We start from the raw sequence: 20,465 nt of genomic DNA on the forward strand, positions 1-20,465 counted from the left end.
ACTATGAGGTCGTCCCTTGCGGAAACGCCTCAAGCTGCACATTGAAGCCTTATGCTTGCCGAGCCGTTAAGTCCTGAACTTCAGAAGCTGCGTCGCGACGACGACCGCCCCGTCGAATGGGCGGTGGCGACCCGCCCCGTCGATTACGCCGCCGCCGAAGCCTTCATGGAGGCGCGTGTCGCCGCCATTGCGGCGGGGGAGGCGGGCGAGATGGTCTGGCTGCTGGAACATCCGCCCCTCTATACCGCCGGGGTGTCGGCGCGGGACGAGGACCTGCTCGACGCCGGCCGCTTCCCGGTTCACCGGACGGGGCGGGGCGGGCAGTTCACCTATCATGGGCCGGGCCAGCGGGTGGCCTATGTCATGCTGGACCTGAACCGGCGCGGCCGCGACGTGCGCGCCTTCGTCAGGGGGCTTGAGCAATGGCTGATCGGCGGCCTGGCCCAGTTCGGCGTGACGGCCGACGTGCGCGAAGGTCGGGTCGGGGTCTGGGTCGAGCGCAAGGGCGCGGGCTGGAGCCGTGAGGACAAGATCGCCGCCATCGGCGTCAAGGTGCGCAAATGGGTCAGCTTCCACGGCGTCAGCCTGAACGTGGAGCCGGATCTGGATCATTTCGGCGGCATCGTGCCCTGCGGCATCCAGGAGCACGGGGTCACCAGCCTGGTCGATCTGGGCGTTCTGGCCACCATGGACGAGGCGGACGCGGCGCTGAAGACCAGTTTTCATCATCTTTTCGGCGCGACCGTCGAAACGGCTTCCCCCCTCTGACCTGCGCCGCTTCGCCGCAATCGGTATGACATTTGGGCGAAAGAACGGCGGCGGGGGTTGGCAAGCGTGGGAGGCATAAGGTTTAACGACGGCGCCAGCTTATCGCCCAAGCCCAGGAGCCTCCATGAACCGCCTGATCGCCGCCGCCTCGGCCGCCGTCGTGTCCCTGACACTGGCCGCCGGCGCCGCCTCCGCCCAGGATTTCCGCGCCCTCGCGCAGCAGGACCTGCAGACGGTCCATGACGTCCTGGCCGCCAACCACCCCGCCGCCGTCGTGCCCGGCGCGCCGGGCGAGGCCTTCCGGGCTTGGATCGACACCGGCCTGGCCGACGCCCAGAGCAAGGCGGGCCGCGTCAACAGCGGCGACAGCCACGCCTATCTGCTGCGCTATTACGCCAACGGTTTCCGCGATTCGAACATCGCGACCCGCCCCACCTACGAAGGTCTGGGTCCCTATTTCGCCATCGGCTGGCCGGGTCTGACGACGGCCTGGCGCAACGGCGAATATGTGGTCTCCTATGTGAAGCCCGGCGTACGCAGCCTTCCGCCGGTCGGCTCGACCCTGGTGAAATGCGGCGACAAGACTGCGGCGCAATTGGCTGACGAACGTCTGGACCGTTGGGAAGGCGATCTGACGACCGAGGCCGGCCGCGTCCGCACGGCGCCCTATCTGCTGTGGAACCGCAACAATCCGCTGACCAGCGGCGTGCCGTCGCTCTGCACCTTCAAGGTCGGCCGTCGGGAGCGTGAGTTCCAGATGCAGCCCCAACCCGTCGAGGCCGGAGCGCTGGAAACCGCCTATCGCGCCACCGTCTATATGCCCCCGGCCAATCCCCTGGCGATCGAGACGGTCAACGGTCGTCCCTGGGTCCATGTCCATAGTCTGGCCGACGAAGCGGGCTGGGACGCCTTCTATGCTGCGGTCGAAGGCCAGTTGGCCGCCCTCCGCGGGCCTCAGGGCTTTGTCATCGACCTGCGGGGCGCCAATGGCGCGTCGCTGAACGCCACGGGCCGGGGCTATGGCCTGGCCAACCGGATCTGGACGCCCGAGTTCACCGTCAGCCGCCAGCCCGAAGCCGGCTCCATCACCTATCGCGCCACCCCGGCCAACCGTCAGTGGTTCGTCGACACCCTGAACCGCATGCAGGCCGATCCGCGCTTCGTGCAGGAATCGGGCGCAGTCATCGAACAGACCCAGGCCATCGTCGCCGCCTTCGACTCGGCCCTGGCCGCCGGTCAGGCGACCTTCACCCTGCCGGGCCGCCCGTCGGTTCCGGACGCCGGCACGGCCAATCCGGTCGCCGGTCCGGTCATCGTTCTTGTGGACGGCGGCTGCACCAGCGGCTGCCTGGACACGCTGGACCTGCTGACCCGTCTGCCGAACGTGCGCCTGGCCGGATCGGTGACGGCCGAGGACTCGATCTTCATCGAGCCGACCGTCCTGCGCCTGCCGTCCAACTATGCGGACCTCAGCTATGGTCACAAGGCCTGGATGACCCGCCAGCGCGGCAATGACATGCCCTTCACCCCGGCCCAGGGCCTGGCCTACACCGGCGATCCGACCGACGAGGCCGCTGTCCGCGCCTGGGTGGGAACCCTGTTCCAGTAAAATCGTCCGGATCGAACGGACTGCGGGGGCGGGCAGGGGTGGAACCTCGGCCCGCCCCTTCTTATTTGGAGGTCATGACCGATCTCGCCCCCCCGTCCGACCGCCTGCGCTCGCCCTCCGGCTATGACCTGACCCCGCCGGACGACACCGAACGCGCCCGGCTGGAAGCCGACCTGAACCCCGAGGAGAAGCGCGTCCTGCTGTCGCACGGCACCGAGGCGCCCTTCTGCGGCACCCTGCTGGGCGAGAAGCGGGCCGGGGTCTTCTGCTGCCGCGAATGCGGCCTGCCCCTGTTCCGCAGCCGCACCAAGTTCGAGAGCGGCACCGGCTGGCCCAGCTTCACCGAGCCGGTCGATCCGGCCCATGTCCATGAAATCCGCGACACCAGCTACGGCATGGTCCGCATCGAGACCCAGTGCGCCCGCTGCGGCAGCCACCAGGGCCACGTCTTCCCTGACGGCCCGCCGCCGACCGGCAACCGCTACTGCATCAACTCGGTGGCCCTGAGCTTCGTGGCCGAGGGCGAACCCCTGCCGGATCCGTTGCACCGCGGCGACGGTGACGCCTGACCTTGGCCGCATTCGCTGTGCTAGGATGATTTCGAACGGAGGCGGCGCATGCTGATCGCAGGACTCTTGGCGGGTATGGCTCTGACGATGCCGGGCGCGATGTCGGGCGGCGATCCCGACGGCGTGGTCACGACCGCGCCCTCGAACGCCCCGACCCTGGCCCAAGCCATGGCCGCCGCGCCCGAGGCCGCCGTCGCCGCCCCCACGGCCCAGGACGCCGCGCCCCACGGCCTGACCACTGAACAGCAGATCCAGCACTGGATCGACAGCCGCACCCCCGGCGCCAGCTTCGACGAAGCCCCCGCGCCCGGCCCTCAGGACGACCGCCAGATGCACGGCATGGTCGAGGCGGGCATCGGCACGGGCGGCTATCGCAGCTATGGCGCGGCGGTGTCCCTGCCGGTCGGCGAGAACGGCCGTCTGGACCTGGCCTATCGCGAGGGCCGCAACCAGCCCTGGGGTTACGGCTACGGCGGCGGATACGGCCTGCGCGGGCCGGGCTTCTATTCTCCCTACGGCGGCTGGTCCGGCCGCGGCTACGGCGCCGATTCGACCAGCAAGTCGCTGTCGATGGGGTTCAGCTGGAGCAAGGACAAGGACGCCGATGAGCGCGATTCGTGGCGGCGTGGGCTGTCGGCCTACGACTGACGCGGCTATCGCATGGCCAATTTTAGGCTGGTCGTTGAGGCCGCCAATCGATCTGTTGCGGACACTCGCCTACGGTGAGACCATCGAATTATGGCGCTGGCGCTAAACGAACTTGAAGGACGTTTGAAATCTGCGTGGTCGGTGGAGACAGCGACCACATGGACGCGCGATAACCCAGCTCTTGGCCAGTGCAGTGTTACGGCGCTGGTGGTCAACGACTTGCTTGGCGGTCGCATCCTTAAGACCAGAGTGGGACCGAACTATCACTTCTATAATCTGATAGACGACACACGCATCGACCTGACCAGCAGTCAGTTTGGAGGGCAGATCGCTTACGAGGATCTTCCCGCGAGCCGCGACGATGCGTTCGGCGACACCACCTTCAAACAGTATCAGGCGCTGCGGCGAGCCCTCTTCCTGGAGACGCACTCAGCAGGTTGCTGTTCCTTTCCCACCCCTGGCTGAAGTCCTTGACGTCCGCCCGAAGTCGCTAAACCGACACCTCCGTCGGATCGCCCGTCTTGCGAACGAAAGCCCATCCCACCGTCGTCGCGGCGAAGAAGGCCAGGGCGATGCTTAGGAAGGTCCAGCCCGACATCACGACCGCCCAGCCGCAGAAGCCCAGTCCGCCCAGGGCGGCCAGGCGCGCGGGCCAGCGGTCGCTGAACCGGAACAGGGCGGCGCAACACAGGCCGTAGACGACCAGGAACAGCACGGTGGTCGCGCCGATCAGCAGGCTGAACTGGCCGGCCAGGCGCGGCTGGGCGCTGATCAGGACCATCAGGGTCATCAGGCCGCCGTGGATCAGCGGATTGGCGGGCGGGGTCAGGGCGCCCCGGCCGAAGACGCGGGGCAGGAAGCCCTGGCGGGCCCCGGCGCGGGCGGTCTCGCCGGTCAGCATCATCCAGCCGCCCAGGGTGCCCAGGGTCTTGGCGATGGCGCAGACGGCGACGAAGCCCGCCGCGCCGCCGCCGATCACCCGTGCGGCCACATCGGCGAAGGGGCTGCTGGATTTCGCCAGTTCAGCCGCAGGAATCACCCCGAAGATCGCCGCGCTGACCGCGATATAGATGACCGCCGCCAGGCCGACCCCGGCGAAGGTGGCGCGGCCGACGTCGCGCTCGGGATTCTTAAGCCGCTGGGCCACGACCCCGGCGCTCTCGAAGCCGAGGAAGGCCCAGAAGATCAGGGCCATCGAGGCGGGCACGCTGGCCGCCAGCCCCGCGCCGTCCGGCGACCAGGAGGCGGCGAAAATCTGGGGATCGAAGGCCAGGGCGCCGGCGACGGCGGCTATGGCCAGGGGAATCAGGCCGATTCCCAGCGACAGACCGCCGAAACGCGCCACGGCGCGCGGTCCGGCCATATAGAGGAAGGTGGTCAGCCACAGCAGGGCGATATTGCAGATCGCGCTGGGCCAGCGTTCCGCCAGCACCGGGAAGAAATGCGCAAGATAACCGGTGGCGGCCACGGCGATGGCGACATTGCCCAACCAGTTGCCGACCCAGTAGCCGATCGAGGCCTGATAGCCGAAGAATCGGCCCAGTCCCTGTTCGGCATAGCCCGACAGGCCGTCGGCGGCGGGCAGCCGGCGCCCCAGGCCCGCGAAGACTCCGGCCAGCAGCAGGGCGCCGATTGCGGCCACGACCCAGCCGACCATGCTGGAACTGCCGACCGACGCCAGGGAGGCGGGCAGCAGATAGACCCCCGAGCCGATCATGTTTCCGGTGACGAGCAGGGCGGCCAGCGCCCAGCCCAGCTTGCGCGGTTCCGTCTTCCGCGTGTCGGTCATGCCGGTCTTCTCCTGATCGCGCATAACAAAAAGGCCCGGCTTGCGCCGGGCCTTTTCAGTCTCAGATGGTGCCGCCGGGGGGAATCGAACCCACGACCTCAGCCTTACCAAGGATGCGCTCTACCACTGAGCTACGGCGGCCCCGACTGAGGAAGCGGCCGTATAGCCAAACCCTTCCGGGGAGGGAAGCGGCTTTTTGACGATCTGAAAGAAAGTTTGGACACGGCTCCTGATCGCGGCATGATCCGGACATGACTCGTCCCCCGCCTGACGCCGACACGCCGCCCGCCGCCGCTGCGGCCTCGCCCCCCGAGATTTCGGCGCCGTCGGAGGTCGAACGGGCCAAGGCGGACCGGGCCATCCGCCTGGCTTCGGCCCTGCGCGCCAACCTGAAGCGTCGCAAGGCGCCGGCCCGCACGCCCGCCCCGCCAAAAGACAGCAACTGAAAGTCATCGGCCCGCGCCCGTTCCGCCCTTTGGCAAGCGCGCGCCGGCTTGCTAGAGAACCCTCCCCCCGAGGCGTTTACTTCGGGCGCGCTTAAGGACGTCATGGACAGCATCGCCATTCAGGGCGGCGCCCAGCTTTTCGGGGATATTCCCGTTAGCGGCGCCAAGAATTCCGCCATCAAGCTGATGGCCGCCTCGATCCTGACGGATCAGCCCTTGCTGCTGACCAATATGCCGCGTCTGGCGGACACCCGGTTCCTAGGGCAACTGCTGCGCCAGTTCGGCATCGAGGTGACTGAGCGGGACGGGGCGGACGGGCAGGAGAGTCTGTTCCACGCCAAGGCCCTGACTTCGACCTTCGCCCCCTATGATCTGGTGCGGCAGATGCGGGCCTCGTTCAACGTGCTGGGGCCGCTGCTGGCCCGCACGGGCGAGGCCAAGGTGTCGCTGCCCGGCGGCTGCACCATCGGCGCCCGTCCGGTGGATCTGCACCTCCAGGCCCTGACCGCGCTCGGCGCCGAGATCGAGCTGGATGAAGGCTATGTCACCGCCAAGGCTCCGTCGGGGCTGAAGGGCGCGGAGATCGAGTTTCCCTTCGTCTCGGTCGGCGCGACCGAACACGCCCTGCTGGCCGCGGTGCTGGCCCAGGGCACGACCGTGCTGCGCCGCGCCGCGCGCGAGCCCGAGATCGGCGATCTGGCCCGCTGCCTGACCGCCATGGGGGCGAAGATCGAGGGGATCGACACCGACGTCCTGACCATCACCGGCGTCTCGTCGCTGAACGGAACGACCTGGTCGGTGATTCCCGACCGAATCGAAATGGGCTCCTACGCCGTCGCCGCCGCCATGGCGGGGGGCGAGGTGCGTCTGACCAAGGCGCGGGCCGAACTGATCGGCGCCCTGACCGACAAGATGATCGAGGCGGGCGTCGACGTGTCGCCCACCGCTGACGGCGTGTTGATCAAGCGCGATCCGAAGATCCGGTTGCGGGCGGTCGATATCGAAACCGCCATCTATCCCGGCTTCGCCACCGACCTGCAGGCCCAGTTCATGGCCCTCATGACCACGGCCGACGGCGTCAGCACCGTGCGCGAGACCATTTTCGAGAACCGGTTCATGCATGTGCCGGAACTGGCGCGGCTGGGGGCCGAGATCTCGGTTCACGCCGGCGAGGCCCAGGTCAAGGGGGTCGAGGGGCTGCACGGGGCCCAGGTGATGGCCACCGACCTGCGGGCCTCCATGTGCCTGGTCATCGCCGGCCTGGTCGCCGAGGGCGAGACGACGGTCGGCCGGGTTTATCATCTGGATCGCGGGTTCGAGCGTTTGGAGGAGAAGCTGGGCGCATGCGGGGCGGATATCCGACGGATTAAAGGAACAGGTGATGAGCACTGAGATCGACGGCGTCGTCACGGAAGCCAAGGCGCCGGTAGAACCGCTGCGCCTGCTGGCCGAGGACGCCGACGATCTGCAGATCATCTCCGCCGCGCTTCAGGACGCCATCCTGCGGCCGGTCGACATCGTCTGGGAAAAGGGCGCCCGCACCCTGACCATCGCCTTCAGCCGCTTCTGCTGGGAGTGCGGCGGGACGCGGGTGATGTGCGCCATGCAGTTCGGGGACGTGCTGGCGGTCAAGAGCCGGCGCCTGTCGCGCAGCCCCGACGCCTCGCTGGAACTGCTGGCCCTGGATTTCATGCCGACCGAGGCGCCGGGCGGACGGGTGATCCTGATGTTCGCCGGCGGCGGCGATCTGAGGATCGACGTCGAATGCCTGGACGCCGTGGTGACCGACATCTCCGAGCGCTGGCCGGCGCGGATCGCCCCGACGCATTTGGATGCGGTCCCTCTGAACGCGCCTGAAAACGATGAAGGGAGCGCGGCATGAGCGGCGTCCACAAGCTGGTCTCGGTTGAGCTAGACACGGTCACGCTTCCCGCCGCCACCGCCGAGATCGAGCACGAACGCCGCGTCGCCATCTTCGACCTGGTCGAGAAGAACAGTTTCGAACCCGTCGGCGCGCCTGACGATGCAGAGGGGGGCGGACGATATCGGCTGAAACTGTCGCTGCAGGACAACCGGTTGGTGTTCGATATCGACGGCGGAGGCTTCACCCGCACCTACGCCATCAGCCTGACGCCCCTGAAGGGGGTGCTGAGGGACTATCTCATGATCTGCGACAGCTATTACGAGGCCCTGCGCGGCTCGTCGGCCAGCCAGATCGAATCGGTCGACATGGGCCGGCGCGGTCTGCACAACGAGGGGGCCGAACAGCTGAAGACGCGGCTGGATGGCAAGATCATCGTCGATCACGAGACGGCGCGACGGCTGTTTACGCTCTTGTGCGCCCTCTACCGTCGCGGCTGACCTCGACTATCTCTGCATTTTCGGGCATTAGGCCCCTCCATTCCGCCCCTCGCGCCCGCCCGGCGTGGGGTCGAACGCATATTCAACGGGCGTGAGAGGCCGCATGGCTAAGGAAGAACTGCTCGAGTTTCCCGGCACCGTCAGCGAATTGCTGCCGAACGCCACCTTTCGCGTGACGCTCGAGAACGACCACGAGATCATCGCCCACACGGCGGGCAAGATGCGCAAGAACCGCATCCGCGTGCTGGCCGGCGACAAGGTTCTGGTGGAAATGACCCCCTACGACCTGACCAAGGGTCGCATCACCTATCGCTTCAAGTAAGGGACGGCTCGTATGAGCCGGCCTGAGCTGGTGCTGGCCTCGGCCAGCCCGCGCCGCATCGAACTGCTGGCGCAGGTCGGGATCACGCCCGACCATATCGATCCCGCCGACATCGACGAGACGCCGCTGAAGGGCGAGACGCCGCCGCGCCTCGCCGAACGTCTGGCCACGTCCAAGGCCCAGGTGGTCGCGGCGCGACGGCCCGACGCGGTGGTCATCGCTGCCGACACGGTGGTCGCCGTGGGACGACGTTTTCTGGAAAAGGCGGCGGACGAGGCTGAGGCGACGCGGTTCCTGAAGCTGCTGTCCGGCCGCAATCACCGGGTCTTCACCGGCGTGGCCGTCGTGCGCGAGGGCAAGCTGTCGTCGCGGGTCAATGAGACCCGCGTCAGCTTCAAGCCCCTGTCGGACCACGAGATCGCCGCCTATGTCGCCACCGGCGACTGGCGCGGCAAGGCCGGCGGCTATGGCATCCAGGGCCCGGCCGGGGCCTTCATTCAACGAATCGTCGGCAGCCATCCCGCCGTCATGGGCCTGCCTCTCTATGAGGCGGTGCAGTTGCTGCATGGCGTCGGCTGGCGGGCATGAGCGGCGAGATCGAGGTCTTCCTCGATGAAGCGCCGGGCGAGACCCGCGGCGCCGTCCTGCGTGACGGCCGCTATACTCATCTGCTGATCCATCGTGACGGCGATCTGCCCCAGCATCGCCTGGGCGCACGGTCCGTCGGCCGGGTGACCGAGATCAATCCCGGCCTGCGCGGCGCCTTCGTCGATCTGGGCGCCGGCGCGCCGGCCTTTCTGCCCTTCCATCGCAATGAACGTCTGACCCAGGGCGAACGGCTGGAGGCGACGGTCGTCGCCGAGCCGCGCGCCGGCAAGGGCGCGGTCCTGCGCCGCCTTGGGCCGGGGGAGGGGGCGCCCCGCCTGCTGGAGGCCGCGCCCAGCATCGCCGCCCAGCTGCGGGACCTCGCCGGAGGCGGGGGCTTGACCACGGGCCTCGCCGCCATCGACGCGGTGACGGAGGCGGAGGAAGAGGCTCTGGCGTCCCGCCATGTCTTCAACTCCCACGGCGTCGACCTCGCCATCGAACGCACCCGCGCCCTGATCGCCGTCGACATTGATCATACGGCGGGGACGGGGCGTGATCCGAAACAGGCGCGGGCGGCGGCGAATCGCCTGGGGCTGAACCAGGCCGCGCGGCTGATCAGCCTGCGGAACTGGGGCGGGCTGATCGTCGTCGACCTGGTCGGCGATGCGGAGGACGCGGCCGCCGGGGACAAGGCGGCCCGCGCGGCCTTCTCCCACGAACCCCAGGCCGTGTTCGGCCCGATCAGCCGGTTCGGATTGTTGCAGATGTCGCTGCCCTGGCGGCGGACCCCTATAGAAGAGATCCTGTTCGAGGCTGGCCGCCGGCCGTCGGTCCAGACCGAAGTCCTGGCCCTGGCCCGGGCGCTGCGCCGACGACTGTTGTCCGACACCCGGTCTGCGCGCGTCGTCGCGCGCTGTGCGCCGGACGAGGCCGCGCTTCTTGGCCCCCTGGCCGCCCGGATGGGGCCGCGCGCCTCGGTGCGGGCCGACGCCGATGTGCGGCGCGGGTGTGGACGTATCGAAGGACCTGATCGATGAGCACCTGCCCGATCTGCCGCAAGGCCGACGCCGATCCCAAGTACAGGCCGTTCTGCTCGCGCCGCTGTTCGGAAGTGGATCTGCAGCGCTGGTTCACGGGCGGCTACGCCATCCCGGCCGCCCTGGACGAGGGCGCCGAAGATGATGGCGAAAAGGACTGAAACGACGCTGGACAGGCGGAAACGGCTCGCCTATAGACCCGCCTCTCGCGACGCCGCGTCGGCGCCTGGATAGCTCAGCTGGTAGAGCAGCGGATTGAAAATCCGCGTGTCGGTGGTTCGAACCCGCCTCCAGGCACCATCTTTCGTCGGCGCGCCGACCTTCCCTGAAATGACCAAGCCTAAGCGTCCCGTTCCATGGAACGACGTCATCTGAAACGATGCTGATCGACTGCTTTGGGGGCGGATGATCTGAGAAACGCTCTCAGAGGAGTAAAAAACTCCTCCGGATTATGGCTTTCGAACAAGCTTGCGCTAATCGCGGCGAAATCATCACAAAAGTGTCGCTTTTCGGCCTGCTGGCGGTCGAAAGGAGCAAGACTTGCTCGAACTTCGCCCGGCGGGTGAAATCCGGCTGTTCTCCCTTGACGCTCCGGTAAGGGTTCGCCAAAGGGGGTAGGACGTCCTCCCACAAAGGCGTCAGACGGATTCTTAGGAGACGTGTTCTCCGGCGGTTCGAATACGGGGGCGGTGCGGGAAACCGGATGCGTCTCCATCAAAGAATTCAGCGCCTGGATGATCCCGATGGGACGCGGGGCGTTGAAGGAAACATTTTCAGGTTGGGGGGCGGCTCTTTGACACGGCCGCACCTTTGGTTCCACGAGTCAGACCAAGCAGGAACTGGCGAATTATGCTGAACAGCAAAAAGACGAACATCCTTCTCGCCATGGCCGGCGCCGCCGTGCTGATGGCGAGCTCGCCGGTCCTGGCCCAGGCCCCGGCCGAGCCGACCCCGGCCGCTGCACCCGCAGCAGCCCCGACGGCGATGGCTCCGGCCGCCGACGCGGCCAACCCGCAAACCATGAACGAGTCCGTCGGCGGCGGACACGGCGCCGGCATCACCCCGATCTCCATGTTCATGGAAGCGACCGTCATCGTTAAGGTCGTCATGATCGGCCTGCTGCTGGCCTCGATCCTGTCCTGGACCCTGCTGCTCATCAAACTGTTCGAGTTTGGCGCGCTGAACCGCAAGACCGACAACTTCCTCGAAAACTTCCGCGGCGCCCGCACCATCGCGGACATGCGCGCCGTCTCGACGCAAGAAGAGTTCGACGGCAACCCGCTGGCCGACATGGCCGCTGCGGCGACCGAAGAAGTCGAAATGTCGCGTCAGGCCGGTCTCTCGGTCACCGGCGATCACCTCGACTCGGCCCTGGGCCGCGCCCAGGCCGCCGTCGCCGCCGTTCAATCCGGTCTGGCCCTGCGCCTGTCGGGCGGCCAGCAGTTCCTGGCTTCGGTCGGCTCGATCGGTCCGTTCGTCGGTCTGTTCGGCACCGTTTACGGCATCATGAACTCCTTCATCGGCATCGCGGAATCCAACACGACCAACCTGGCCGTCGTTGCTCCGGGTATCGCCGAGGCCCTGCTGGCCACCGGTATCGGCCTGTTCGCCGCTATCCCGGCCGTTGTCTTCTATAACTACTTCAACACGCGCATCGCCGCCTACGGCACCCGCGCCGATGGCTTCGCCGCCGAGCTGCTGAACGGCATCTCGCGTCAGCTCGACAAGGGGGCGTAAGACGGATGGCCGCCAAGATTAAATCGGGCGGCGGCGGCAACAAGGTCGAGGCCAACAGCGATATCAACGTCACGCCTTTCGTTGACATCATGTTGGTCCTCCTCATCATCTTCATGGTCGCGGCTCCGCTCGCTTCCGTGTCGGTGCCGGTCGAGTTGCCAATCGCCGTCGCTAAGGCGGCTCCGAACCCGCCCAAGCCGGTCTATATTTCGATCCAGAACGACGGCGACGTCTTTGTGGGCGACTTCCCGACCAGCGTCGGCTCTCTGGGCGAAGATCTGCTGAAGCAGATCGGATCCCGGAACCCGGCCGATGAGCGGATCTTCATTCGGGGCGACCAAAACACCCGCTATGGTGATTTCATGCAGGTCATGAACGCTTTGCAGGATAACGGCTTCTACAGCGTTGCACTGGTCGGCGAAGACCAGGCGACGAGCTAGAGTGCGGAGATAGAATGACAGACGTCGCATATCATCGCAGTCGTTACGACGTACCCAAGAAGAAGGGCTTCATGGGGGTTTCCTACCCCGTCCTGATCGTCTGCCTTCTGATCGTCACCCTCCTGTTCGCCCTGCTGATCTTCTTCCTTCAGCAGTCGAAGTTCAAACTCAAGGAGTTCAACTACGTCGACGAGTCCGTCGAGGTCGAGTTGGTCGAGCCGGTTCCGCCGCCTCCGCCCCCTCCGCCCCCGCCGCCTCCGCCGACGGATACGCCGCCTCCGCCCAAGCTTCAGGTGCGGGTGCCGGCTCCGGTTCCGAACGTGACTCCTCCTCCGCCGGTGAACATCACGCCGACGAAGAAGGAAGACCGGGTCGAGTACACGGGGCCGCCCGTGAACATTCCTGGACCGCCGCCGCCTCCGGCTCCGCCGGCTCCGCCGCGTCCGTCCACGATCACGAACGTGCAGTGGTCGCGTCAGCCGCGTCCGACCGCCGACGACTTCCCGGCTCGCGCTTTGGAACGGGAAATCAGCGGATCGGCAACGGTCGAGTGCACCGCTCGGTCTAACGGCTCTCCGGCGAACTGCCGCGTGGTGTCGGAAGAGCCTGCGGGTATGGGCTTCGGTCGCGCCGCTGTTCGCGTGGTTCAGCGTGGACAACTGTCCCCGCGTACCGTCGATGGCGCGGCCCAGGACGCCACCTTCCGCGTCCGGGTGCCCTTCACCCTCGGGTAAGGCGCTCCGTCGAAGAAAACAGACGCCTCGGAGAGTGATCTCCGGGGCGTTTTTCTTTTATGCCGCGCGGTGACGAAATCTGATGAAGCCGCTTGATCCCCTGCCGCAGTCCCGGTAGAGAACGCGCCTCGCGACGCGCGGGCCGCCTTAGCTCAGTTGGTTAGAGCGCCGGTTTGTGGAACCGGAGGTCCTCAGTTCAAGCCTGAGAGGCGGTACCATCGCGCAGCGCGGCCGGGCTTGCGGCCCGCCGCTGCAGTGACCATCTCCTGATGGTCGGCGTCTTTGAACGCTGATCCCCCACATCGACAGGAGAGCGCAGATGAAGACGCGCAAGTTGGGCCTGAACGGTCCTGAGGTTTCGGCCATAGGCCTGGGCTGCATGGGCATGAGCGCCTTCTACGGCGGCGCGGACGAGAGCCAGTCCATATCCGTCATCCACCGCGCCCTCGACCTGGGCGTCACCCTGTTCGACACGGCCGAGATGTACGGCCCGCACACCAATGAGATGCTGGTCGGCAAGGCGCTGAAGGACCGGCGCGATCAGGCCTTCATCGCCACCAAGTTCGGCATCAACTACAACGCCGACCGCTCCAAGCTTCTGGTCGACGGCAGCCCGGCCAATGTCCGCCGCGCCATCGAGGGCAGTCTTCAGCGTCTCGGCGTCGATCACGTCGATCTGTATTATCTGCACCGGGTCGATCCCGACACGCCGATCGAGGAGACGGTCGGCGCCATGGCCGAACTGGTCAAGGAGGGCAAGGTCCGCTTCCTGGGCCTGTCCGAGGCCGCGCCGGACACCCTGCGCAAGGCCCATGCGACCCATCCGATCACCGCCCTGCAAACCGAGTATTCGCTGTGGACGCGGGACCCGGAAGACGAACTGTTCGCGGTCGTGCGGGAACTGGGCATCGGCTTCGTGCCCTACAGCCCGTTGGGCCGGGGCTTCCTGTCCGGCGACATCAAGTCCATCGACGATCTGGAGGCGGACGACTTCCGCCGCACCAATCCGCGCTTCATGGGCGATAATTTCCAGAAGAACCTGGATCTGGTCGAGGCGGTGAAGACCATCGCCGCCGACAAGGGCGTGACCGCCGCCCAACTGGCCCTGGCCTGGGTCCTGGCCCAGGGCGAGGATCTGGTTCCGATCCCCGGCACCCGCCGCATCGCTACTCTGGAACAGAACGCCGCCGCGACGGACATCGTCCTGACGCCGGAAGATCTGGCGCGCATCGATGCAGTCTTCCCCAAGGGCGCGGCCGTGGGCCACCGCTACGCCGAGGCGGCGCGTGTGGCCCTGAACCGCTAGGGGCGCAGGCCGCCCGAGGCCGATCCGTCAAGCCTGACGGCAGGCATGAAAAGGCCCGGCCGGAGCGATCCGGCCGGGCCTTCGTCTGTCTGGGGCGGGCCTACTGGATGCGCGTCCAGGTCTGGGTCTTGCACAGGGGGGCGACGACACAGCCGCGCAGGTTCAGGCTGTTGTCATTGGTCATGGTGATGGTGCCGCGATAGGTGCGGCCGTCGGTCGGGTTATAGACCGAGCCGTTGCGCCATTCGGTCGGGCCGCCGGTGAAGCCGGTCAGCATCGGCAGGTTCCGCAGGGTGCGGCTACGCAGGGCGGTGTCGCGATTATGCTCGTCCCGGACGTCGGCGTCCGCCCGGATATGGTTCGACGTCACCAGGGTTCCACACAGGGCCTGGCCGCAACGGGCGATCCGCACCTGGCCGCCGTTGGTCGGGGTCTGCCACAGGCCGGTCGGATCCGCGGCCAGGGCGGGAGAGGCGAGCGCAGCCGCCAGGGCGGCGGCGGCCAGCATGATCTTGGTCTTCATGGTCGTTCCCTTTTCTCGGGCCGGTTCGGCGGCCCGTTGATATGCAGGGTGATCCGGGTTTCGGTTCAAAACAAGGCTGAACTGATCCCCTATCGCCAATGAAAACCGGACCTTAGGGAAGCTTTCGCGGCGTTCAGCCGGGTCGCCTTGACCTTGTGGCGCGGCAAGCGTCTGATCTGGCGAAACAAGCCTTGGGAGACACCATGGGCGATCGGCCAGGAAACGATCACGGAAGCCTGATCAAACAGGCGCTCGACAACGGCGCCGAGCCGGCGCGTTCGGCCCTGGCCGCATCCTGGCGTCGGTCCATGTCGCTGTACGGCCTGGATCCCGAGGACGGCGGCCGTCCCCAGACCCTGACCGAGGCGCAACTGCATGAGGCGCGCCAGGCCATGGAGCCGATGACGCGGGCGGCGCAAGGGGTGCTGGATCGGCTGTTCCTGGCCGTCGGCGACACTGGCTGCTGCATCCTGCTGACCAATGCCGACGGGGTGCCGCTGGAGCGCCGGGGCGCGGCGGCGGATGACGACATCTTTCGCCGCTGGGGGCTGTGGCCCGGCGCCATATGGTCCGAGGCGGTCGAGGGCACCAACGGCATCGGCACGGCCCTGGCGGAACACCGGCCCCTGACCATCCATCGGGACCAGCATTTCCATACCCGCAACACGGCCCTGAGCTGCACCAGCCATCCGATCCACGATCATCTGGGACGCCTCGCCGGTCTGCTGGACGTCTCGTCCTGCCGGGCCGATGCGACCGCGGGCGTGCTGGGCCTGATCGCGGCGGCCGTGGCGGATGCGGCGCGGGCCATCGAGGCCCAGACCTTTCGTCAGGCCTTCTCCCAGGCGCGGATCGTCCTGGCCGGGGATCCGGTCGAGCGGAATACGGCGGCCCTGCTGGCGGTCGATCGGGACGACCTGGTGATCGGCGCCACCCGCGCGGCCCGCCTGGCCCTGTCCATCACCGATGAGCGGATCGCGGCCCAACTGGCGGCGTCCGAGGTCCTGGGGGCGGGCTGTGTCGAGACGGAGCTGCTGGAGGCCGAGCGCGGGGCGGTGCGTCGCGCCCTGGCGCGCAGCGGGGGCAATGTCTCGGCCGCCGCGCGGGCCCTGGGGATCAGCCGTGCGACCCTGCACCGCAAGCTGCACCGGCTGGGGCTTTCGCGCGAACCTCACTGAGCCGACTGTCGCAGGCGTGCGACAGGTTTGCGCTGCACCATGAACGGCCCGTCTGGCGGATCGGCCGGGGCAGGCAGAGCTTCCCGTCCCAACGACGTCGGCAATCGACGCCCGAGGGAACGTTAGGAGTGTTTCATGACCAAACCCGAATTCGCGCGCGCCGCGACCCCCAAGTTCAAGACGCGCTATGATAATTTCATCGGCGGCCAGTGGGTCCCGCCGGTCAACGGCCGCTATTTCGAGAACACCTCCCCGGTGAACGGCCGCGTCCTGTGCGAAGTCGCACGCTCGGACGCGGCCGACGTCGAACTGGCCCTGGACGCCGCCCATGCGGCCAAGGACGCCTGGGGCAAGACCAGCGTCGCTCAGCGCGCCGTCATCCTGAACAAGATCGCGGACCGGATCGAAGCCAATCTCCAGGCCGTGGCCGAGGCCGAGACCTGGGACAACGGCAAGCCGGTGCGCGAGACCCTGGCCGCCGACATTCCCCTTGCCATCGACCATTTCCGCTATTTCGCCGGCTGTATCCGCGCGCAGGAAGGCGGGATTTCGGAGCTGGATCACGACACGGTCGCCTATCATTTCCATGAGCCGCTGGGCGTGGTCGGCCAGATCATCCCGTGGAACTTCCCCATTCTGATGGCGACCTGGAAAATCGCCCCGGCCCTGGCGGCGGGCAATTGCATCGTGATGAAGCCGGCGGAACAGACCCCGGCCTCGATCCTGCTGCTGATCGAACTGATCCAGGATCTGCTGCCGGCCGGCGTGCTGAACATCGTGTCGGGCACGGGCGCAGAGGTGGGCGAGCCCCTGGCGACCAATCCGCGGATCGCCAAGATCGCCTTCACCGGCTCGACCGCCGTGGGTCAGAAGATCATGGAGTATGCGACCAAGAACATCATTCCGGTGACGCTGGAACTGGGCGGCAAGTCGCCGAACATCTTCTTCAAGGACGTGATGGACGCCGACGACGCCTTCCTGGACAAGGCGCTGGAAGGCTTCGCCATGTTCGCCCTGAACCAGGGCGAGGTCTGCACCTGCCCGAGCCGGGCCCTGATCCATGAAGACATCTATGAGGCCTTCATCGCCAAGGCCATCGCCCGGGTCGAGGCCATCGTCCAGGGCGACCCGCTGGACCCGGCCACCATGGTCGGCGCCCAGGCGTCGGAACAGCAGCTGAAGAAGATTCTCAGCTATCTGCAGATCGGCAAGGACGAGGGGGCCGAGGTGCTGACGGGCGGCGAACAGTCGCTGCTGCCGGACGACCTGTCGGGCGGCTATTACGTCAAGCCGACCGTGTTCAAGGGCACCAACGACATGCGGGTCTTCCAGGAGGAGATCTTCGGTCCCGTCCTGGCCGTGACCACCTTCAAGACCTTCGAAGAGGCGATGGAGATCGCCAACGACACCGAATACGGCCTGGGCGCCGGGGTTTGGTCGCGCGACATGAACACCGCCTATCGCGCGGGTCGTACCATCCAGGCCGGTCGGGTCTGGACCAACTGCTATCATCAGTACCCGGCGCATGCGGCCTTTGGCGGCTACAAGAAGTCCGGCATCGGGCGAGAGAACCACCGGATGATGCTGGACCACTATCAGCAGACCAAGAACCTGCTGGTCAGCTACAGCCCCGACAAACTGGGCTTCTTCTGATCTGCATCAAGGATGGCCGGTTCCGGATCGGCCATTCTCCGATCGCTCTCTGATCCGTCTGTCCGGAGAGCTAACTCCCAGGCGGGCGGGCCGGTGTCCTGCTTCTGGTCCGCCCGTTCCCCCAAATCGATGAGGATGTTCCATGTCCAGAACCATGAAGGCCGCCGTCGTGCGCGCATTCGGCCAGCCGCTGACCATCGAGGAGGTGGCGGTCCCCGAGCCGGGTCCGGGCCAGATCCAGGTCAAGATCGAGGCCTCTGGCGTCTGTCACACCGATCTGCACGCCGCCGAGGGCGACTGGCCGGTCAAGCCGAACCCGCCCTTCATTCCGGGCCACGAGGGCGTCGGCTATGTCTCGGCTGTGGGGGCCGGGGTCACTCTGGTCAAGGAGGGCGACCGGGTCGGGGTGCCGTGGCTCTACTCGGCCTGCGGCCACTGCAAACACTGCCTGGGCGGCTGGGAGACCCTGTGTCATGACCAGCAGAACACCGGATATTCGGTCAACGGCGGGTTTGCGGAATACGCCATCGCCGACCCCAACTACGTCGGCCACCTGCCGGCCAATGTCAGCTTCACCGACATCGCCCCGATCCTGTGCGCCGGGGTGACGGTCTACAAGGGGCTGAAGATGACCGACACCAAGCCGGGCGACTGGGTGGTGATCTCGGGCATCGGCGGCCTGGGCCATGTGGCGGTTCAGTACGCCAAGGCCATGGGGCTGAACGTCGCCGCCGTGGACGTGGACGACGCCAAGCTGGACCTGGCGCGGCGGCTGGGCGCGACCGTGACGGTCAACGCCAAGACGTCCAACGACCCCGCCGCCGACATCAAGGCCCAGACCGACGGCGGCGCCCAGGGCGTGCTGGTTACGGCCGTCTCGCCCAAGGCCTTCGAACAGGCGGTCAACATGACCTCGCGCGGCGCGACCGTGGCCCTGAACGGCCTGCCGCCCGGCGACTTCCCCCTGTCGATCTTCGACATGGTGCTGAATGGGACCACGGTGCGCGGCTCCATCGTCGGCACCCGTCTGGACCTTCAGGAGGCGCTTCAGTTCGCCGCCGACGAGAAGGTCAAGGCCACGGTCTCGGTCGAACCGCTGGAGAACATCAACAGCATCTTCCAGCGGATGCGCGACGGCCAGATCGAAGGCCGGATCGTCATGACGATCTGAGATAGACGCGGTCCACTCCAAAAAATGGAGTCTATTTCGTCTATTTCGTCTAATTCCGACGTTCAGGGCCGGTGCGTCGGGGCTGTCCGATCGCGATGTCAAAGACCTGGGCGGGATCATAAGCCCGTCTGCGAACGTGACGGATCAGGGGCTTGAATCAATTTCAAGCCCCTGATCCAGCGACGGTTTTGTTGCGGAATTAGGAGGGCTGGGCCGTCCCAGCCCTCGCATCAGGCGGGCGACCGCGCGGTTCGCCCCGCCTTCTGCGGCTTCACCCCCAGCAACAGGCCCAGCCATCCGATCCGGCGCGCGACCTCGTAGGCGAGGAGGCAGCCCAGGGCGGTGATGAGGATCAGCAGACCGGCCTCCACGCCCAGCGGAAGTTGGAGCGTGGCCAGATTATAGGCCGCCACGACCGTCACCGTCTGGTGCACGATATAGAAGGGGAAGACCCCTGCCGAGAGATAGCGCAGAGCCGGAGCGTCCCGGTTCAGCCATCGTGCGCTGAAGCCTAGGATGGCGGCGATGAAGCCCGCCTGATCCAGCGCATAGGCGATCCGCATCGCCTGTCTGAGCGGCTCGGACGGATTGACGTCGCCGCGATAGACCCAGGCATAGGTCGCCCAGGCCGCCCAGCTGCACAGGGCGATGATCAGGGCCGGCCAACGCAGCCGCATCAGGGTCTGACGCGCCGCCTCGGACCGGGCGATCAGATAGCCGAACAGGAAGGCGCCGAAGCTGAGGGCGTGGTTGTACCAGTCGTCGGTCAGGGCATGGGTGATCTCGAACCGGGGCGCCAGGAACCAGCGGATCAGGATCAGATACAGGACCGGCCAGACCACCAGCCCCCATCCCCGAAATACTCGATCCCCCACCGCCTGAAGCGCGCGCCGGACGGCCGGAAAGGCGATCATCACCGTCAGCAACAGACTGTAGGGCAGCAGATAGGCGATGAACCACAGGTGGTTCCACGTCGGCGTGGTCAGGCAACCGTCGGCGTCGCACCAGTGGCCGGTCGAGGTGACGTACCGCACCCAGAAGTCCTTGAGCACCGGTCCATGCGCGGGGTCGGCTATGCCCAGGCCCTTGGCCGCTTCGAGGATTTCGTAATAGCTCTGGGGCGGCACAATGACGAACATGCCGAACAACAGCGGCGGCAAGAGGCGCAGGATGCGCGATCCGGCCAGCGCCCATCCGCTTTGCCCGCGCGCGGCGAACCCGTCCGCCAGAAACCGGGTCGCACAGCCCGAAACCAGGAACAGCAGGGTCAGCCGCCAGGGGTTCGTCAGCAGCATGATCGGCTCAAGCGCCTCGACCGGACGTGGGCTGTTCACATGGTAGTCCCAAGGCACGTAGAACATGCCGACGTGATAGAGGATCAGCAGCATGAAGGCGCCGACACGGATCCAGTCCAGATCATATCGTCGGCCCGGCATCGCGGACGATGACACGAGCGGGGGCGGAACAGACATGCGAGAACTCCATGGCGAATGATGCAGGCCCCGTCCTCGCGGAACGACGGACGGGTCAGCAATCGCCCGGGGCTGTGCGGTCGCCTGGCGGGGACGGCGCCGGGGGCGTCGGGA

Annotated in this window: 23 protein-coding genes and 3 tRNA genes; 22 read left to right on the forward strand and 4 right to left on the reverse strand. The window is 66.9% G+C overall.

Annotated features, from left to right (window positions below; genetic code table 11):
• Window positions 1–51: 51 nt before the first annotated feature.
• From lipB to ACP7CK_RS04660, 5 genes are all read left to right on the forward strand, one after another.
• A complete protein-coding gene (gene lipB / locus ACP7CK_RS04640; RefSeq protein WP_008260521.1) occupies window positions 52–768 on the forward strand; it encodes a lipoyl(octanoyl) transferase LipB in 717 nt (238 codons plus the stop codon).
• Window positions 769–892: 124 nt separating this feature from the next.
• On the forward strand, window positions 893–2,377 hold the full coding sequence (locus ACP7CK_RS04645; protein ID WP_426025268.1) for a hypothetical protein: 1,485 nt from the start codon (window positions 893–895) through the stop codon (window positions 2,375–2,377).
• 74 nt (window positions 2,378–2,451) lie between these two features.
• Window positions 2,452–2,946, forward strand: a complete 495-nt coding sequence (gene msrB, locus ACP7CK_RS04650; RefSeq protein WP_035309738.1) for a peptide-methionine (R)-S-oxide reductase MsrB — start codon at window positions 2,452–2,454, stop codon at window positions 2,944–2,946.
• 48 nt (window positions 2,947–2,994) lie between these two features.
• On the forward strand, window positions 2,995–3,594 hold the full coding sequence (locus ACP7CK_RS04655; protein ID WP_230307542.1) for a hypothetical protein: 600 nt from the start codon (window positions 2,995–2,997) through the stop codon (window positions 3,592–3,594).
• Between the two features lie 90 nt (window positions 3,595–3,684).
• A complete protein-coding gene (locus tag ACP7CK_RS04660) occupies window positions 3,685–4,059 on the forward strand; it encodes a YunG family protein (protein WP_426025269.1) in 375 nt (124 codons plus the stop codon).
• Between the two features lie 25 nt (window positions 4,060–4,084).
• Here the strand turns inward: ACP7CK_RS04660 and ACP7CK_RS04665 are convergent, their stop codons facing one another.
• Both ACP7CK_RS04665 and ACP7CK_RS04670 read right to left on the reverse strand, forming a co-directional pair.
• Window positions 4,085–5,383: an amino acid permease gene (locus ACP7CK_RS04665; RefSeq protein WP_426025270.1), complete on the reverse strand. Its 1,299-nt coding sequence runs from the start codon at window positions 5,381–5,383 to the stop codon at window positions 4,085–4,087.
• Window positions 5,384–5,449: 66 nt separating this feature from the next.
• Window positions 5,450–5,524: transfer RNA gene (locus ACP7CK_RS04670), tRNA-Thr, on the reverse strand.
• A 110-nt stretch (window positions 5,525–5,634) separates the two neighbouring features.
• Here ACP7CK_RS04670 and ACP7CK_RS04675 point away from each other — a divergent pair.
• The 14 genes from ACP7CK_RS04675 (at window position 5,635) to ACP7CK_RS04740 (ending at window position 14,354) form a co-directional block, all read left to right on the forward strand.
• Window positions 5,635–5,829, forward strand: a complete 195-nt coding sequence (locus ACP7CK_RS04675; protein ID WP_154725606.1) for a hypothetical protein — start codon at window positions 5,635–5,637, stop codon at window positions 5,827–5,829.
• A 102-nt stretch (window positions 5,830–5,931) separates the two neighbouring features.
• Window positions 5,932–7,221 (forward strand): UDP-N-acetylglucosamine 1-carboxyvinyltransferase, encoded by a 1,290-nt coding sequence (gene murA, locus ACP7CK_RS04680; RefSeq protein ID WP_426025271.1) that lies wholly within the window; start codon window positions 5,932–5,934, stop codon window positions 7,219–7,221.
• Complete coding sequence (locus ACP7CK_RS04685) at window positions 7,211–7,711, forward strand: DUF2948 family protein (RefSeq protein WP_040349425.1); 501 nt, start codon at window positions 7,211–7,213, stop codon at window positions 7,709–7,711. The genes murA and ACP7CK_RS04685 overlap by 11 nt, the downstream gene beginning before the upstream one ends.
• Window positions 7,708–8,190 (forward strand): UPF0262 family protein, encoded by a 483-nt coding sequence (locus tag ACP7CK_RS04690; RefSeq protein WP_008260730.1) that lies wholly within the window; start codon window positions 7,708–7,710, stop codon window positions 8,188–8,190. The genes ACP7CK_RS04685 and ACP7CK_RS04690 overlap by 4 nt, the downstream gene beginning before the upstream one ends.
• A gap of 103 nt (window positions 8,191–8,293) precedes the next feature.
• A complete protein-coding gene (infA, locus tag ACP7CK_RS04695) occupies window positions 8,294–8,512 on the forward strand; it encodes a translation initiation factor IF-1 (protein ID WP_008261544.1) in 219 nt (72 codons plus the stop codon).
• A gap of 12 nt (window positions 8,513–8,524) precedes the next feature.
• Window positions 8,525–9,100, forward strand: a complete 576-nt coding sequence (locus tag ACP7CK_RS04700) for a Maf family protein (RefSeq protein WP_426025272.1) — start codon at window positions 8,525–8,527, stop codon at window positions 9,098–9,100.
• Entirely contained in the window at window positions 9,097–10,137 is a 1,041-nt protein-coding gene (locus ACP7CK_RS04705) for a ribonuclease E/G (protein WP_008260569.1), read from the forward strand. The genes ACP7CK_RS04700 and ACP7CK_RS04705 overlap by 4 nt, the downstream gene beginning before the upstream one ends.
• Window positions 10,134–10,298 carry a DNA gyrase inhibitor YacG gene (locus tag ACP7CK_RS04710; protein ID WP_292148058.1) on the forward strand — a complete coding sequence of 55 codons (165 nt, stop codon included), beginning with the start codon at window positions 10,134–10,136 and terminating at the stop codon, window positions 10,296–10,298. The genes ACP7CK_RS04705 and ACP7CK_RS04710 overlap by 4 nt, the downstream gene beginning before the upstream one ends.
• 63 nt (window positions 10,299–10,361) lie before the next feature.
• Window positions 10,362–10,437: transfer RNA gene (locus ACP7CK_RS04715), tRNA-Phe, on the forward strand.
• A gap of 549 nt (window positions 10,438–10,986) precedes the next feature.
• Window positions 10,987–11,874: a MotA/TolQ/ExbB proton channel family protein gene (locus ACP7CK_RS04720; protein ID WP_008258688.1), complete on the forward strand. Its 888-nt coding sequence runs from the start codon at window positions 10,987–10,989 to the stop codon at window positions 11,872–11,874.
• A gap of 5 nt (window positions 11,875–11,879) precedes the next feature.
• Window positions 11,880–12,314 carry a biopolymer transporter ExbD gene (locus tag ACP7CK_RS04725; protein ID WP_008259452.1) on the forward strand — a complete coding sequence of 145 codons (435 nt, stop codon included), beginning with the start codon at window positions 11,880–11,882 and terminating at the stop codon, window positions 12,312–12,314.
• Window positions 12,315–12,328: 14 nt separating this feature from the next.
• Window positions 12,329–13,048 (forward strand): energy transducer TonB, encoded by a 720-nt coding sequence (locus tag ACP7CK_RS04730; protein WP_183195616.1) that lies wholly within the window; start codon window positions 12,329–12,331, stop codon window positions 13,046–13,048.
• A gap of 141 nt (window positions 13,049–13,189) precedes the next feature.
• Window positions 13,190–13,266, forward strand: a tRNA-His gene (locus ACP7CK_RS04735).
• Window positions 13,267–13,367: 101 nt separating this feature from the next.
• Window positions 13,368–14,354 carry an aldo/keto reductase gene (locus ACP7CK_RS04740; protein WP_426025273.1) on the forward strand — a complete coding sequence of 329 codons (987 nt, stop codon included), beginning with the start codon at window positions 13,368–13,370 and terminating at the stop codon, window positions 14,352–14,354.
• A 100-nt stretch (window positions 14,355–14,454) separates the two neighbouring features.
• Here ACP7CK_RS04740 and ACP7CK_RS04745 read toward each other — a convergent pair whose 3' ends face one another.
• A complete protein-coding gene (locus tag ACP7CK_RS04745) occupies window positions 14,455–14,877 on the reverse strand; it encodes a DUF2147 domain-containing protein (RefSeq protein WP_426025274.1) in 423 nt (140 codons plus the stop codon).
• 203 nt (window positions 14,878–15,080) lie between these two features.
• Between ACP7CK_RS04745 and ACP7CK_RS04750 the strand changes: the two genes are divergently transcribed.
• From ACP7CK_RS04750 to adhP, 3 genes are all read left to right on the forward strand, one after another.
• A complete protein-coding gene (locus ACP7CK_RS04750; RefSeq protein ID WP_035310113.1) occupies window positions 15,081–16,055 on the forward strand; it encodes a GAF domain-containing protein in 975 nt (324 codons plus the stop codon).
• Window positions 16,056–16,190: 135 nt separating this feature from the next.
• Window positions 16,191–17,708, forward strand: a complete 1,518-nt coding sequence (gene exaC / locus ACP7CK_RS04755; RefSeq protein WP_008261774.1) for an acetaldehyde dehydrogenase ExaC — start codon at window positions 16,191–16,193, stop codon at window positions 17,706–17,708.
• A 142-nt stretch (window positions 17,709–17,850) separates the two neighbouring features.
• A complete protein-coding gene (gene adhP / locus ACP7CK_RS04760; RefSeq protein WP_008261496.1) occupies window positions 17,851–18,879 on the forward strand; it encodes an alcohol dehydrogenase AdhP in 1,029 nt (342 codons plus the stop codon).
• 230 nt (window positions 18,880–19,109) lie between these two features.
• Here adhP and ACP7CK_RS04765 read toward each other — a convergent pair whose 3' ends face one another.
• Entirely contained in the window at window positions 19,110–20,351 is a 1,242-nt protein-coding gene (locus ACP7CK_RS04765) for an acyltransferase family protein (RefSeq protein WP_426025275.1), read from the reverse strand.
• Window positions 20,352–20,465: the final 114 nt, after the last annotated feature.

The organism is Brevundimonas sp. TSRC1-1 (genome assembly GCF_049898245.1).
Lineage (GTDB): Bacteria > Pseudomonadota > Alphaproteobacteria > Caulobacterales > Caulobacteraceae > Brevundimonas > Brevundimonas mediterranea_A.